Genomic DNA, 14892 nt, shown 5'->3' with positions numbered 1-14892 from the left:
GAGATAGAAATGAACCTCACAGCCAACTCGCGCCTAATCAGACTTTTCGGGAGCCGTGGCCATCGCCAGGGGCTCTGGCTCTTGCCCGCAGTGCTGGCATCGGTGATCGCATGCTGGCTCGCCTTCTCAACCGGCCAGTTTGCCACAAGCGGCAACGCGCTCAATCTCGTGGCGCAGGCGATGCCGCTGCTGATCACCGCGATTGGCCAGATGCTGGTCGTGCTGATTGGCGGCCTCGATCTGTCTGTTGGTTCCGTGATCAGTTTTACAACCGCGATTCTGGCGTGCGGAGGGCCTGCCTATGTGGTTATTCCTGCCGCATTGCTGCTTGCAGCGCTGATCGGCCTTCTGAATGGATTGTGTGTCACCCGCCTCAACGTGCATCCGATCATTGCGACGCTGTCGATGCAGTACATCGTGCTTGGCGTTACACGCGTTCTGCGGCCCGTTTCCGGCGGAACTGTGCCCGATGTCGTCCGATGGTCAGTCGAGGGAAGTCTATTCGGCATCCAGATGCCGCTCATTTGGGGCACCATCACGCTCATTATCGCGTGGAAGCTTCTTTACGGCACTCGGTATGGCGTCCATCTCTTCGCCATCGGTGGCGGTGCCGCTGCGGGGGTGGATGACGCTGCCCGCAACTTTGGCATTCCGGCCAGGCGAAACATCATGCTCGCCTATGTTGCCAGTTCCTTGTTTGCCTGCGCAGCCGGTATTTTCCTCGCAGGACGCATCGTGTCCGGCGATCCCAATGTCGGGCTATTGTTCGAGCTTGATGCGATCACGGCCGTGGCCATCGGCGGTACCCAGCTTTCTGGTGGGGTTGGTAGCCTGCAGGGAACGGTCGTCGGCGTTGCCATCCTTGCGCTTCTGTCCAACGGCATGAATCTTCTCAATGTCACCCCATTTGTCCAGACCGCGATCAAGGGATGCTTGCTCATGCTGGTGGTCGCGCTGCAGTCTCGCAGAAGGATTGGCCTCTGATGTCGGCTCTCGTTCGTTCGCCCCTGGCGCAGCGGTTCGCAAGGATCCCGCCGGCCTATTATCTGTTCGTGATCCTCATTGCGATCCTCTGGTTCACCAGACCGCAGATGTTGAACGTCAATGTCATAGGCGTGTTCCTCCGTCAGGTGGTCCCGCTCGGAATATTGGTGCTCGGCCAACTCCTGGTGATGCGCGTCAAGTCTATCGATCTATCCGGTGGTGGTGTCATCCTGCTCGTCAACTACTGCATCTCGTCGGGCATGTTCCCAGGAGCCTCGCTATCCTTCTTTGTCGTATTGGCGCTTGCGATCGGGCTGGGGATTGGGCTTTTCAACGGGTTCATGATCGCGATCCGGCGGGTGTCGGCAGTGATCGTGACCCTAGCGCTTAACATCGTGCTGATCGGCTTGGTCCAATATCTCTCGAGTGGCAAGCCGCCCGGGGACGTGCCGACCCTCTTTGGTGAAATTTTCAATACCCGCTTTCTGTCCATTCCGACGCCGGTCCTCTTCTGGATCGGCATCACGGGAGTGATGTCTCTGGCTCTGGCGTGGACGGTTTTCGGGCGGTTCGTGGCATCCGTAGGCGAGAGCGTCGAGGCCGCCCACTTCTCCGGCGTACCAGTGGAGAGAACGGTCATTGCGGCCCATGCGATCGCAGGCTTGATCGCCGGGATCGCAGCCCTCGTTCAAACAGCTTCGATTGCCGTCGGCAGCGTGCGCGTTGGATTGGACCTGCCGATCCTGTCCGTGGCGGCCACCATCCTCGGCGGTGTGGTTTTCGGCAGAGGCGAAGGCGGCGTTTGGGGACCCTTTTTCGGCGTCCTGTGCTTCGCATTCCTGTTCGTCGTCATGACGATGTTCGGAGTTGGCGAACCAGGCAAGCTGGTCGCCCAAGGTCTTATTATCCTGCTCGCGGCCATCTTCTACGGCCTCAAGACGCGCGGACCCAAATCCTAATCATCAAAAGAGGAAGCAATGGCAGACAAACGATCCATTCTATGTTTCGGAGACTCGCTGACCTGGGGCTGGATCCCCGTCGAACAATCGTCGCCGACGCTGAGATATCCTTTCGAGCAGCGTTGGACCGGCGCGATGGCGGGCGAACTCGGTGAGGGTTACAGCATCATCGAAGAGGGGTTGAGTGCGCGCACGACCAGTGTCGACGATCCAAATGACCCTCGGCTTAACGGAAGCGCTTATCTTCCTTCCGCACTTGCGAGCCACCTTCCGCTCGACCTTGTCATTCTGTTTCTCGGAACGAACGACACCAAGTCCTATTTCCGAAGAACGCCCTATGAAATCGCCAACGGGATGGGCAAGCTCGCCGGGCAGGTTTTGACATCGGCGGGTGGTGTCGGTACCCCCTATCCCGCTCCCAAGCTGCTTATTGTCGCTCCGCCGCCATTGGCACCCATGCCAGATCTGTGGTTCGACGGCATGTTCGAGGGCGGATACGAGAAATCGCAAGAACTCGCCAAGCACTATAGCGCCTTGGCGTCCTTCCTGAAGGTCGATTTCCTCGATGCCGGTGCGTTCGTCTCGACTGACGGAGTGGACGGGATCCATTTCTCGGCGGACACAAACGTGACGCTCGGTAAGGCAATTGCCCGGAAAGTGACTGAAATCTTCGATCGGCAATCGCACCAGACCGCGGCGTAATGGCTTAACTCTCTGCTCGACGAGCGGCATCGCTCGTCGGCAACCACCAGGAGGGAGTAGGAACTACACCCCTGCGGAGACCCAACTTCCGAACGAGATGCTGCGAAATCGACGACGACCGGGTCCGTTTTTCCAGAACCTGAATGCCATTGGCTCAGTCCTTACACAGAACAAGGCAAAATCGCCCAATGGTTGTCGCTGGCTCCCATAAGGGCCGCAGGTGCGGCACGGTTCTTGTTCCGACTCGTGGTTGAGTGTAGGGCCGGTGAAGCTTAGGATTGTCTTGGCCATCGGGTTCACAAAACGATTTGGACATCGCTATGTCGCAGCAGCAACATGTCGCTCACGGTGCTCGCGTCGGGGTGCTTGATGAACTGAGGTTGCTGGCGGCACTTGCTGTCGTGCTCTTTCACTTCGGATTTCGAGGGCGCACGCTCGGGGTGACGGAGATGTCGCTTACGGCCCGGGAATGGCTTCTGAAATATGGATATCTGGGCGTGCAGATGTTCTTCGTGATAAGCGGCTTTGTCATCGCTTATTCAGCGGAGGGACGAACGCCTCTACAATTCGGGATCGCCCGTTTCGCACGCATCTATCCGATGTTCGTATTGTGCATGACGATAACTTTCCTGATCGTCGTAGGTTACGGGGCGCCGCATCTCAATGCGACGACCTTTCAATGGGCAGCCAATTTGATCGTCAAGCCGGAGCTGTTGGGGCAGCAGCTCATGGATGGTTCGTATTGGTCGATTTCCTACGAAATCGTCTTCTACGGCTGGGTTTTCGCGTTGATGATGCTCGGCCGTTTCAAGCGTGAGGCGTATCCGGTCATTATTCTAGGCTGGCTTCTGATTTCCGTCGTCGACCGGGTGTTTTTCGGCAGTGTCTTGATGCGCCATCTCTTTCTGACCGATGAAAGCGGGTTCTTTTGCGCCGGCCTGGTTCTCTATATGATATTCCGAGAGGGGTATCGTACCCGCAATGTCGTCCTGCTTGTTCTATCAGTCATGGTTGCGATCTATCAATCGATGGAGCTGACGCAATGGAATCGCGTCAATTATGGAACCAGCTATAGTGATCTTGTGGTCAGTCTCTCCTGCCTCGCAATCGTCGCAATCATTGCACTGGCGATAAGGCGGCAGCGATCGCTTTTGCCCGCAGGGTTGATGCTTGCGCTCGGTGGTATTAGCTACCCCCTCTATCTCCTGCATCAGCATATTGGCTATGTGATCTTCAATAAAGTCGGATCGGCAGCTTCGCCGGAAGCGGCCGTCACCGCAACTGTTCTGCTCCTGATATGCATTTCATATCTGCTTTGGCGCTTCGCCGACGAGCCATCCCGGCGCCTGACCAAATCTGCCTTGATGCGGCTGTTCTAGAATCGCCGTTCACGCATGTGGCAAGACGCCCCGCAACACGGTTTCAGCGATAGTCTTCGCCGCCATCTCGTAATCCTCAACCTTCAATCGGGATTTTTTCAGCCCGTCGGCAGCGATCGGCTCGAAGTCGGCATAGAATTGCGTCGAGGCCCATAGCATGATGAACAGGTGCCGGGGATCGACGGGCAAGATCTTCCCTTCGGCGATCCAGGCCTCCACCACCGCGACATGTCTGTCGGTGACATCGCGGATGTGCTGGCGATCCTTCTTCTTCAGGAAGCGAGCGCCCTGAATGATTTCGCTGGCGAAGAGGCGGCTCTCTGCAATGTTTTTTCGAGTATAATCGAGCTTGGCGCGGATATAGAGACGAAAAGCATCCGCCGGTTCCCGGTCCGCCGTTATGTATTTCAGCGCATTGTCCCATCCTTCAAGCAAGTGCTCGATGATGGCTGTGTAGATCTGCTCTTTCGACGAAAAATAATAGTAGACATTCGCCTTGGGCAAGCCGGATGCCTCGGCAATTTCGGCGATCCGAGTGCCATCATAGCCTTTTCGCGAGAAAATCTCGATCCCGGCCTTGATGATCAGCCGAATGTTGCGTTCGCGGATTTTTTCTTCCGGATCCTTATGTTCCCGTGGCATGCCCGCTCCGTCCTCTAATGTTTTATGCTTTGAACCGACGCTTGAAAATGGCAACAGCGCTCGGTCGCCAAAGCCCGCTTTTCCACTGAAAAGCGGGCTTTGGCGTTCGTCCAAAAAAGTTGACGATATGATCAGGAAAAGCTGACCAAGCCGTCATTTTTCTATGTATAGTAAGTTGACACTTTAGTCAGGTTTTGTCTAGTCTCCACTCAACAAGCGAAAACGCGGGGAGACGATTTCGTGCCAATGACTTTACGAGATGCGATGGCGGAAGCACTTGCCGGTTGGGAGGCGGATCTGCCGTCCGACTGGCGTGCAGCCCTCGGCGATATCGGCGACCACTTTGACCGCGTCGATGCGGATCTGGAATTCGAAGCCTGGGAGCCGATCTTTCCGGTGCGCCGCGGACGCCATTTTCCCGGTCAGCCGAAAGGCGCGCATGCGCTCGCAGCCTTCGATGGCATTGCCCCAAAGGATGTGCGTTGCATGATCCTTGGGCAGGATCCGTATCCCGAGCCGGGCTTTGCTACAGGCCGCGCATTCGAGGCAGGCAACCTTGCGTCATGGAACGAACTCGACAAGATGTTCTCGAAGAGCATCAGAGCCTATATGCAGCTCATCACCGCGGCGCGGACCGGTAACCAGGGCCTTTCGGAAAGCTTCGAGCACTGGCCGGACGTTCGGCAGATGCTCTGCGATCCGGCTCTCGGTTTCGAGGGGCCAAGCGCGATCGGCGACCGTTGGGTTCGCCAGGGCGTGCTCCTGCTCAATGCATCGCTGACGCTCTCGCGTTTCAAGGTCGATATAGATCCGCATCAGGCGAGGGGACATCTGCCTTTCTGGCGGCCGTTGATGCTCAAGGTGATTGCCACCTTGCGTGAGCGCGATCAGTCGATGGTCTTTATCGGATTTGGCGATGCGGCAGCCGACCTCTTCGCGGCAGCCGGCCTCAGCGAAGGCGAGCACGGTAGCTATGCTTTGGTTCTGCGTGATCATCCTGCCTTCGCAGAGCGCGTGCTTGGCCGCGAAAATCCATTTCTTCTTTGCAATTCCTATCTTGAGGCGAGGGGCGCGAGCCCTGTCGCATGGTAAATTATGAGCATTTCATCCGAATATGATTACATCATTGTAGGCGCCGGCTCCGCCGGCTGCGTACTCGCCAATCGCCTGTCGAAAAATCCCCAGAATCGCGTCCTCCTGCTGGAGGCTGGCGGCAAGGATCGAAATCCGCTGTTTCGTCTGCCTATGCTGATGGGTAAACTGTTTCATTCCGGCATCTACAACTGGCATTATCACACCGAGCCGGAGCCTTTTCTCAATAACCGTTCGCTTTACTGGCCGCGCGGCAAGGTTCTCGGCGGCACGTCGACGATCAACGGCATGATCTACGTGCGCGGCAATCGCCACGATTATGACCGCTGGTCGCAATTCGGCTTGCCCGGCTGGTCTTACGATGAGGTTCTGCCCGCCTTTCGCCGTTCGGAATCCCATGTGCAACGCCATGGGGCGTTTCACGGCGACGATGGAGAACTGACGGTCTGCCGTGCCCGCGGACACAATCCGCTAATGGATGTGTTTTGTGAAGCCGGCCAGCAGGCAGGCTACCCTTTGAATGACGATTTCAACGGCGAGACGCAGGAAGGTTTCGGCCGATACGATTTCACCATCCGAAAGGGCAAGCGCTGGTCAACATCCTGGGCCTTCCTTCGTCCGGCTATGCACCGTTCCAACCTCACGGTGATCACGGAGGCGGAAACGACTCGACTGCTGATCGAGAATGGCCGTGCAACCGGCGTCGAATATCTGAAGGCTGGAAACGTATCGGTGGCGCGTTCCGCTGGCGAGATCATATTATCGGCGGGGGTCGTGAATACGCCCAAGGCACTCCTTTTGTCAGGGATCGGCCCGGCGGATGAATTGAAGGCGATCGGGATCAAGCCGGTTCTTGATCTTCCCGGTGTCGGCAAGAACCTTCAGGACCATGTCGACTGCGTGATGAGCTGGGAGTGCCGCGAACCCATAACACTCTTCGGCGATCTTCGTGCCGACAAGCTGATCCCCGCAGTTGCGCAGGGCATGCTGTTCGGCGAAGGCATCACCACCACCTTTCCCTACGAGGCCGGCGCATTCGTCCGTTCCAATGATGGGCTGGTGGCGCCCGATATCCAGCTTCATTTCATGCCGGCGCTCGAAAAGACGGCCAACCTGCATTTCCCCAATCCGTTTCGCAAGAAGCAGCGCGTCGAGGCCAATCATGGCTTCACCATTCGCGTCGGCCCGGTCAATCCGGTCAGCCGTGGCGAGATCACGTTGCGGTCGACCAATCCGACGGACAAGCCCAAGATTCTCGCCAACTATCTGCGCGACGAATTCGATATACGCACTATGATCGATGCCATCAGGCTGACGCGCGATATCGTCAACCAGAAGGCATTCGATGGTTATCGCGGGCTTGAGCTTGCGCCCGGCCCAACCGCGAAAGACGATGCCGAGCTGACGGCATGGCTTCGCGCCACCGCCATGACCACCTTCCATCCCGTTGGCACCGCCAAGATGGGCAACGATCCGATGGCCGTCGTCGATGCCAAGCTCAAGGTGCACGGCATCGATGGCTTGCGAGTGGCCGACGCCTCGATCATGCCGATCATTTCGAGCGGCAACACCAACGCACCCGCCATCATGATCGGCGAAAAGTGCGCCGAATTCATCCTGAATGCCTGAAGGGAATAAACAATGATCCTCGAACACCGCACCTATACGTTCAAGCCGGGCACGGTCGACAAATGGATGAAGAAGTATGAAGCCGAGGGTCTGCCGATCCAGAAGCGCCATCTCAACCGTTTCGTCGGACTTTACGTCTCCGAGATCGGCACGCTGCACACCACCGTGCTGATGTGGGCCTATGACAGCCTTGCCGACCGCGAAGCGCGTCGCCAGGCCATGTATGCCGATCCGGAGTGGCAATCCTTCATCTCCGGCGTCTGGGCGCTCGATGCGATCCAGAAGCAGGATGTGATGATCATGAACCCGGCACCTTATTCGCCGGCCATCTAGGCGAATTGGCAGACTAGACTGCACATAAATACAAAAGAGGGAACTTACGACATGAAGAACTCAAGAAGCGACAACGATTTTTCGCGCGGCGTCGATCGGCGCACCTTCCTGCAGTTAGGCGCCGGCGCTGCCGCGTTCGGCCTTGCTGCTGGCTTGATGCCGCAAGCGGCGCGTGCTGCAGGCGGGCTCGTCGCGCTCGTTCATACGCAGGCGGCCGGCGACAACGGTCCGGTCGACGCCATGATCGCCAAGCTGAAGCAGCTGTCGACGGAGCAAGGGTTCACCTATCGCGCCGTCTATGCACAGGATCCCGCGACTTACGAGACGGTCTTCCGCACGCTCGGCGATGCCGGCGCCTCCATTATCATCTCGACCTTCAATGAAGTCGCAGAGCCGTTCAAGGCGCTCGCGCCATCCTATCCCAACACCAAATGGATTCAGCTTTTTGCCGACCCCTTCGAGCCTGCAATCCCGAACGTTGTCACGGTCTCCTATGACTATTATCTCGGCTGCTATCTCTCCGGTGTCTTTGCCGCGAAGATGTCGAAAACCGGCAAGATCGGCTTTATCGGCGGCGTCTCGATCCCACCACTGAATGCCGATTTCAACGCGCTGAAGGCCGGCGTCCATTCGGTCAACCCCAATGCCACGGTGACGGCTGCCTTCGCCGGCTCGTTCCAAGACCCGGCCAAGGGCCAGGAAATTGCAACGCAGATGTTCAACGATGGCATCGACTACATCCAGACCGATGCGGCTGCCACCGACGGCGGCATCATCGCTGCAGCCAACGAGAAGGAAGGTCGCATGGTCAGCTGCCTCTCGCCGGCGCAGTTTGTGCTCGGGCCGAAGTCGGTGATCTCGATCGTCGGATTGGACTATGGTGTCTCGCTCTACAACGAGGTGAGCAAGGCGCTTGGAGCTGACTGGAAGGGCGGCACCCACGAGCACACCGGTCTTGGAACCGATGTCATCAACTTCATTCCCTCGCCGCTATTTGCCGAACAGGGCCCGGCGGAACTGACGACGAAGGCAAAGGAGGCCCTGAAAGATGTCGACAAGGTGCGCGCCGGCATTCTGGACGGCTCCATCAAGGTCGAGTTCAAGACCACTCTTTAATGCCGGTTTGGCCGGTTGCCTTAAGGCAATCGGCTCGAGCATGTTGGGCTCCGGCGATACGCCGGAGCCGCTTAGTCATGTCGGGAAGCTTCTCATGTCCAATCACTCACCGCCGGCGCTCGCATGCCGCGACGTAACCGTCCGCTATGGCGATGTGACCGCGCTTTCGGACGTTTCGATCGAATTCGAGGCAGGCCTCATCCATGCCGTTCTCGGCCAGAATGGCGCTGGCAAAACAACCTTCGCCCGTGTTGCATCGGGCCTCGTGCAGCCGACCGCCGGGCAGGTCGAAATCTCCGGGCGGGTCATCCGCACAGGCCATGTGCGCGACAGCCGCGAAGCGGGCGTCGAACTTGTCCATCAGAGCTTTGCTCTGCCGCCATCCTTTACGGTTGCCGAAGTGATGGAGTTCGGTGCGCCGGGTCATGGAGGCATTTATTCGCGCAAGGCACTGGCTCAGAAATGGCGGGCGCATTTGCAGAGCCTCGATATCCAGGTCGATCTTTCGCGACGTATTCGCGATCTGCCGGTCGAGACGCAGCAGAGCATCGAGATCGCCCGCGCTCTTGTCACCGATGCGAAAGTATTGATCCTCGACGAACCGACTGCCGTTCTCTCTCCCGCCGGGATCGAAACGCTCTTCGCCCGCGTGCAGAGACTGAAGGAGCGCGGCGTTACCGTCATTCTCATTCTTCACAAGATCCGGGAGGTCCTCGCCATAGCCGACACGATCAGCGTGCTGCGCGGTGGTCGGCGCGTCGAAGGCCCATTGCCGAAAGCCGGTCTCACGGCCGAACAACTGACGGCGCTGATTGTTGGCGATGCGGCGCGTCCGCAGAGCACAAAGGACAGGGACGCGTTGCTTGGCGTCGGCGAACCCGGAGACATCCAGCTCCGTGGAAATTCCGCCTGCGCTGCCCAGCGGCCGGTATTGACGATGAAGTCGGTATCCACCGTTCCGGACGACGAGGGGGCACCGCTCGACCATGTGAGCCTGTCCATCCAACCCGGTGAAATCGTCGGCATCGCCGGTGTCGAGGGCAATGGTCAGAAAACGCTGGTGCGTGCGATTGCCAGCCTCGCGGCTCTGTCGGGCGGCACGATCGCGCTCGCCGGGCAGGACGTCACGACGAAGGCGCTGGCAGCTAGACGAAGCGCAGGGCTGCGGATCATTCCGTTCGAACGCAATGTGGAAGGCCTCAGTCTGACGAGTTCTCTTTGGGAAAACTGGAGCGCCCGCGAGTTGCTGCAGGGATCCCTGTTGAAATTCGTCAACCCCGCTCGCATCCGCGCGCTCTGTGACGGTTCGCTGAAGAATTGGGGCGTTCACTACCACACCTCCGCACAGCATGCTGGCTCGCTCTCGGGCGGGAATGCTCAGAAGGTCATTCTGGCGCGTGAAATCGATGTGGACGCCAAGCTCATCATTGCCGCCCAGCCGACGCGGGGGCTCGATATCGGCGCCACGGCTTTCGTTTGGAAAGCGTTGCGCGAAGCGCGCGACAAAGGAGCCGCGATCCTGTTGATCTCTTCGGACCTGGACGAATTGTTCGATATTTCCGACCGTGTGGTGGTCATGCTCTCCGGCCGCATCGCCGGTGAGTTCACCGGCCCATACGACATTCAGTCTGTCGGCGCCGCCATGGTCGGCGCGACATCCGTCGCTGCTGGAGCCTGACGATGAAGAACAAGCTTGTCGTCATTCTCCGCAGCCTGGTCTTTGTGGCCCTCTCGCTGATCCTCTGCGCCGTGCTCTTCCAGTTCGCCGGTTATAACGCACCGCAAATGCTGATCGCCGTTGCCGACGGCGCATTTTTGCGACCCGGCGCTGTCGAGCAAAGTTTGAGATGGGCGCTGCCATTATTCATTACGGCCATCGGCGTCAGCATCTCCTTCCGCGCCGGCTTCTTCAACATCGGTGCACAGGGGCAGTTCTATGTCGGAGCGATCTCCGCGGCCTTCGCGGCGGAGGCCTTGCGTGGCGGTCCTGTCATCATTGTCGTGCCGCTGAACTTTCTGGCCGGCATGGCGGGTGGCGCGCTTTGGGCGCTCTGGCCGGGTCTCCTGAAGCTGCGTTCCGGCACAGACGAGGTGATCACCACGCTGATGGGCAATTTCATGGCGGGGCTGCTTCTGGTCTACGTCACATCCGGTCCGCTCAAGGATCCGTCGGGCACCGGCCAGCAGGCGTCGAGCCGTCCAATCGATGCGGCATATCGCATTTCCAACTCGCTCGGTCTCTCTCCGGCGATCATCGGCATCGCGCTCGTTGTCGGGGTCGCAATGTGGCTTCTCGTCAACCGCACCAGCTTCGGCGTGCTGGCAAGCCTTGCCGGCCGAAACGGTACGATGGTGCGCTGGCAGGGTGCGAAGCTCTGGCAGCTTGGCTTGTCGAGCTTCATCATTTCCGGTGCGCTGGCGGGCCTTGCCGGAACGATCGAGCTGATGGGTCCCAATGGCCGTATCGCGTCAGGATTCTTGCCGACGCACGGCTTCACCGCGATCCTGATCGCGCTTGTCGCCAATCTCTCGGTGGTCGGCACGGCCGTCGTCTCGATCTTTTTCGGAGGCCTGGCATCCGCCGCGCTCTACCTGCCGATCATGGCAGGTCTGCCGGCTGCGGCGATCGACATCATCAATGCCGCCATCGCGCTCTTCATCACGGCCAGATCCAACGTCGTCGAGAAGCTTCTGCGTCTGGGAGGACGTCCGCAATGAATGACATCATCATCGCCATTCTGCGTTCCGGTACGCCTCTGGTTTACGTGACGCTTGCCGGGGTCATCGCACAACGCGCAGGCGTGTGGAACCTCGGCCTTGAGGGACTGATGATCATCGGTGCCTGCGCCAGCATTCTCGGCATCATGTTGACGCACTCTTTCGTACTGGCGATCCTCATTGCCATTGTGTTTTGTGTGGCTGCCTCGATGCTCCTGTGGTTCGTCATCGAGAAGCTGAAGGCCAATCCGATCATTGCCGGGCTTGGGTTGACCGGCCTCGGTATCGGCGGCACGGCGCTGGCGGTGGAATCGATCTTCGGCAGCCAGGGGACCGTGACGGCGCCCTTTGGCGTACCGAAGCTCGGACCGGCATTCGGTTCCTACGGTGTGCTGTCGATCTTCGTTGCCGCAATGCCATTTGTCGTTTTCGCCATGTGGCTTCTGCTGCGGCGCAGCCGTTTCGGTCTGCAACTTGCGGCCAGTGGCGAGCATCCCTTTGCCGCACGAAGTGTTGGCATTCAACCGCAGCGCATGCGTCTCCTGGCCTTATCGATCGGCGGAGTGCTGTGTGCCATTGGCGGAGCGGAGCTTGCGGCAGGAAGCCTGCAGTTCTTCGCACAAGGCATGACGGCGGGGCGTGGTTTCATGGCGTTTGCCGCCGTCATCTTCGGAGCGGCCCATCCCGTCGGCGCGACGTTGGCTGCACTCTTCTTTGCCATTGCTGGTGCGCTCGGCATCCGCGCCCAGCTGATGTTCGGAGATAAGGTTCCGCACGACCTGCTGCAAGCGCTGCCCTATCTCGCCACCGTATTTGGTGTCTGGCTTTCCGGCCGGCTGAGCGGTTCCAAGACAGCGGGAAGCTTTGGCGAATTGAAGGACCAATAGGAGAGGGGAAGCGTCATGACCAAGATTTTGATCAGCAACACCAAGATCCTTGCGGTCGATGCTGCCCATGGGACGCAGCCGTTCGCCGGAGACATCCTGGTGAGCGACGGTTTGATCGCCGCAATCGGTCCCAACCTCATTCCGCCCGATGGCGCTCGCATCATCGACGGTCGCGACCGGCTCGTCATGCCGGGTCTCGTCAATGCCCATACGCACTCCAGCGAAACCTTCTTCCGTGGCCGCTATGAAGGCATGCCGCTGGAAATCTGGCTTCTCTATGCCTATCCGCTTCTGGCGAACGACCCGATCGGCAAGCGGCTGCTCTATTTGCGAAGCCTGTTGCTGGCGATGGAGTCGCTACGCAACGGTGTCACGACCCTCTGCGACGATTTCTTCGATCCGCCGGCCCATGATCTCGACCGGCTCGGTACGGTATTTCGAGCCTATGAAGACGCAGGCATTCGCGCCAATGTTTCCAGCGCGGCCATGAACATTCACACGCTCGATGCCTTGCCGTTCGCGCGCGAGGTGATGCCGGCAGACTTGCAGGATCTGCTCGACTTCGGACCTGCGATGACGGCTGACGCCTATGTCGATTTCTGCAAATCCGCATTTGACGGTCTGCATGGTCGTGCAGGGCGCGTGAACTTCATGATCGCGCCGTCTGCGCCGCAGCGCTGCACACCGGAACTTATGATGGCCTGCATGGAGCTGGCGGTGGCAAAACATGTCCCGTTTCACACTCACGTGCTGGAAACCCGCACGCAGGCGGTCACCGGCCACGAATTGCACGGCAAGAGCCTCATCGCATACATGAAGGATCTGGGACTTCTGCGGCGCAACACCACGATCGCGCATTCGGTCTGGGTCAGCGACGAAGACATGTCACTGATGGGTGATGCCGGTGTTTCGGTAGCCCATAACGCCATTTCCAACCAGAAGCTTGGCGCCGGTATCGCGCCGGTGAGACGCCTGCTGGATGCGGGTGTGACCTTGGGTCTCGGCACAGACGGCGTGTCGTCCAATGATACAGCGCGCATTTTCGATGTCATGCGCGTGGCCGGTCTCATTCATTCCGTTTCCGGTCCGGATTACGAAAAATGGGTCACAGCCGACGAGGTCCTGCGCATGGCAACGATCGGTGGCGCGAAGACGGCGATGCTCGAGCATGTCACCGGCTCGTTGGAGGTCGGTAAGTCCGCCGATCTGATGATGCTGAACCTGCGATCCTATCCCTTCCTGCCGTTCAACGACGCCGCAAAGCATCTCGTCTATTCGGAAAACGGCTCGTCCGTAGAGAAGGTTATGGTCGCCGGTCGCATCGTCATGGAGGAGGGCCGTCTGACCACTGTAGACGAGGCTGCCGTCTTTGCCGAGTTGGCCGAACTCGTGCCGGCGTGGCTGCAGGAACATGGCGAACTTGAGCGCCGCAACAGTGTGTTCGCCCCAGTTATGGCCGAAATTCATCGCCGCGCATCGACGACCAAGTTGCCGCTTCACCGCTATCAGGGCGATCTTCGTTTCCCTGGTTGAGCTGATAGATCTATCCGCCGGTCAGGGGAAAGAGGCGAGATGACCAGATGGCTTGGCCGGGCAAGATCTCGATAATGCGGCACTCCTATCGAAATGGTAGGCTTGGTGCTTTGCCATTTGTGACGGCACGGGAACTGCTGAGCGAAAGTGCGAGATTAAGCGCGGTGAAAAAGCCATTGAGAGAAATTGGAAAAATCTCCTCCGATCCCGTCTCCACGCTGACCGCCTTGACGTAGAGACCATGCGCGTATTGCAAGCTCGCGATCATGCCGGCGCCAAGATTCAGCTCCACGATGCAGCCTAGTCGCGTTGTGGTGCTGAAGGGTAGCACCGGTCCGGGCGCTGCCCCATCGCATTGCAATATCACCCCATCCTGCCGCAAAAGACCGTCTGGCAGGACGAGCGCGCCTCTCAGGCCATCGTTCTCGGGAAAGAGCTCGATCGATAAGACGCGTCTGCATGTGTCCATATCGAATTGGGTCTGAGAAATCGCGCAGTGCCTTCCGGGAGCCTCGGCGACCGCGCCGCTTTCGATGAAGACGGTCCAATCGCCGCAATGTTGTTGCTGTGCGATCGGGATGTTGCGGTTAACCTGCTCGATCATTGCGATTTCCAATGCGGCGAATTGCCAATCCAGGCGAGCGTCGCTGAGCATGTTGTTTCTTGCGGGCGAGTGCTGACCTCAGAGGAACATCAAAACCTATAGATCTCGTAGCGTCATCTCCGCCATTGTGCGTCCCCCAAATGGGGTAGGATTGGCAGTCCTCGCACAGATTGCGGCTTTGGCGGAGAGGCGATCTGGAGCTGCTGCGCAGCATCGGTCAAAGGCAGCGATGGCAGAGCGGCTCCATCATCGATGAAACATGCGGGTGTGAGCACCAATCTGCCGCAAAACGGCGGGTACTTTGAGTGTCGGGG

The 14892-nt window shown here is 58.9% G+C and carries 14 protein-coding genes; 12 read left to right on the top strand and 2 right to left on the bottom strand.

Annotated elements, in window-relative coordinates; genetic code table 11:
• Positions 1-9: 9 nt before the first annotated feature.
• The 4 genes from ACIQJ2_RS07625 to ACIQJ2_RS07610 all read left to right on the top strand — a co-directional run bounded on the left by ACIQJ2_RS07625 (position 10) and on the right by ACIQJ2_RS07610 (position 4024).
• Entirely contained in the window at positions 10-984 is a 975-nt protein-coding gene (locus ACIQJ2_RS07625) for an ABC transporter permease (protein WP_400668419.1), read from the top strand.
• A complete protein-coding gene (locus tag ACIQJ2_RS07620; protein ID WP_400668416.1) occupies positions 984-1943 on the top strand; it encodes an ABC transporter permease in 960 nt (319 codons plus the stop codon). The genes ACIQJ2_RS07625 and ACIQJ2_RS07620 overlap by 1 nt, the downstream gene beginning before the upstream one ends.
• A gap of 18 nt (positions 1944-1961) precedes the next feature.
• Positions 1962-2645, top strand: a complete 684-nt coding sequence (locus ACIQJ2_RS07615) for an SGNH/GDSL hydrolase family protein (RefSeq protein ID WP_400668414.1) — start codon at positions 1962-1964, stop codon at positions 2643-2645.
• 320 nt (positions 2646-2965) lie between these two features.
• On the top strand, positions 2966-4024 hold the full coding sequence (locus ACIQJ2_RS07610; RefSeq protein WP_400668412.1) for an acyltransferase family protein: 1059 nt from the start codon (positions 2966-2968) through the stop codon (positions 4022-4024).
• Positions 4025-4033: 9 nt separating this feature from the next.
• Here the strand turns inward: ACIQJ2_RS07610 and ACIQJ2_RS07605 are convergent, their stop codons facing one another.
• Positions 4034-4666 carry a TetR family transcriptional regulator C-terminal domain-containing protein gene (locus ACIQJ2_RS07605; RefSeq protein WP_400668410.1) on the bottom strand — a complete coding sequence of 211 codons (633 nt, stop codon included), beginning with the start codon at positions 4664-4666 and terminating at the stop codon, positions 4034-4036.
• A gap of 264 nt (positions 4667-4930) precedes the next feature.
• Here ACIQJ2_RS07605 and ACIQJ2_RS07600 point away from each other — a divergent pair, with 264 nt between their 5' ends.
• From ACIQJ2_RS07600 to ACIQJ2_RS07565, 8 genes are all read left to right on the top strand, one after another.
• Positions 4931-5758 carry a uracil-DNA glycosylase gene (locus ACIQJ2_RS07600; RefSeq protein WP_400668407.1) on the top strand — a complete coding sequence of 276 codons (828 nt, stop codon included), beginning with the start codon at positions 4931-4933 and terminating at the stop codon, positions 5756-5758.
• Positions 5759-5761: 3 nt separating this feature from the next.
• Complete coding sequence (locus ACIQJ2_RS07595; RefSeq protein ID WP_400668404.1) at positions 5762-7387, top strand: GMC family oxidoreductase; 1626 nt, start codon at positions 5762-5764, stop codon at positions 7385-7387.
• A gap of 12 nt (positions 7388-7399) precedes the next feature.
• Positions 7400-7720, top strand: coding sequence for an NIPSNAP family protein (locus ACIQJ2_RS07590; RefSeq protein ID WP_199146142.1), 321 nt, complete (start codon positions 7400-7402; stop codon positions 7718-7720).
• 51 nt (positions 7721-7771) lie between these two features.
• Positions 7772-8836 (top strand): BMP family ABC transporter substrate-binding protein, encoded by a 1065-nt coding sequence (locus ACIQJ2_RS07585; RefSeq protein ID WP_400668401.1) that lies wholly within the window; start codon positions 7772-7774, stop codon positions 8834-8836.
• A 94-nt stretch (positions 8837-8930) separates the two neighbouring features.
• Complete coding sequence (locus ACIQJ2_RS07580; RefSeq protein ID WP_400668398.1) at positions 8931-10514, top strand: ABC transporter ATP-binding protein; 1584 nt, start codon at positions 8931-8933, stop codon at positions 10512-10514.
• A gap of 2 nt (positions 10515-10516) precedes the next feature.
• On the top strand, positions 10517-11554 hold the full coding sequence (locus ACIQJ2_RS07575; protein WP_400668395.1) for an ABC transporter permease: 1038 nt from the start codon (positions 10517-10519) through the stop codon (positions 11552-11554).
• The gene (locus ACIQJ2_RS07570) at positions 11551-12441 is read left to right on the top strand and encodes an ABC transporter permease (protein WP_400668393.1); all 891 of its coding nucleotides are present in this window, start codon (positions 11551-11553) and stop codon (positions 12439-12441) included. The genes ACIQJ2_RS07575 and ACIQJ2_RS07570 overlap by 4 nt, the downstream gene beginning before the upstream one ends.
• A gap of 15 nt (positions 12442-12456) precedes the next feature.
• Complete coding sequence (locus ACIQJ2_RS07565; protein ID WP_400668391.1) at positions 12457-13974, top strand: amidohydrolase family protein; 1518 nt, start codon at positions 12457-12459, stop codon at positions 13972-13974.
• A gap of 85 nt (positions 13975-14059) precedes the next feature.
• Here ACIQJ2_RS07565 and ACIQJ2_RS07560 read toward each other — a convergent pair whose 3' ends face one another.
• Entirely contained in the window at positions 14060-14629 is a 570-nt protein-coding gene (locus tag ACIQJ2_RS07560; protein ID WP_400668388.1) for an invasion associated locus B family protein, read from the bottom strand.
• Positions 14630-14892 lie beyond the last annotated feature (263 nt).

The sequence above is a fragment of the Rhizobium sp. NPDC092011 genome, assembly GCF_044756305.1.
In the GTDB taxonomy this organism is placed as follows: domain Bacteria; phylum Pseudomonadota; class Alphaproteobacteria; order Rhizobiales; family Rhizobiaceae; genus Rhizobium.
Note: the sequence above shows the minus strand (reverse complement) of the source record. Positions and strands in the feature narration are given on the sequence as shown.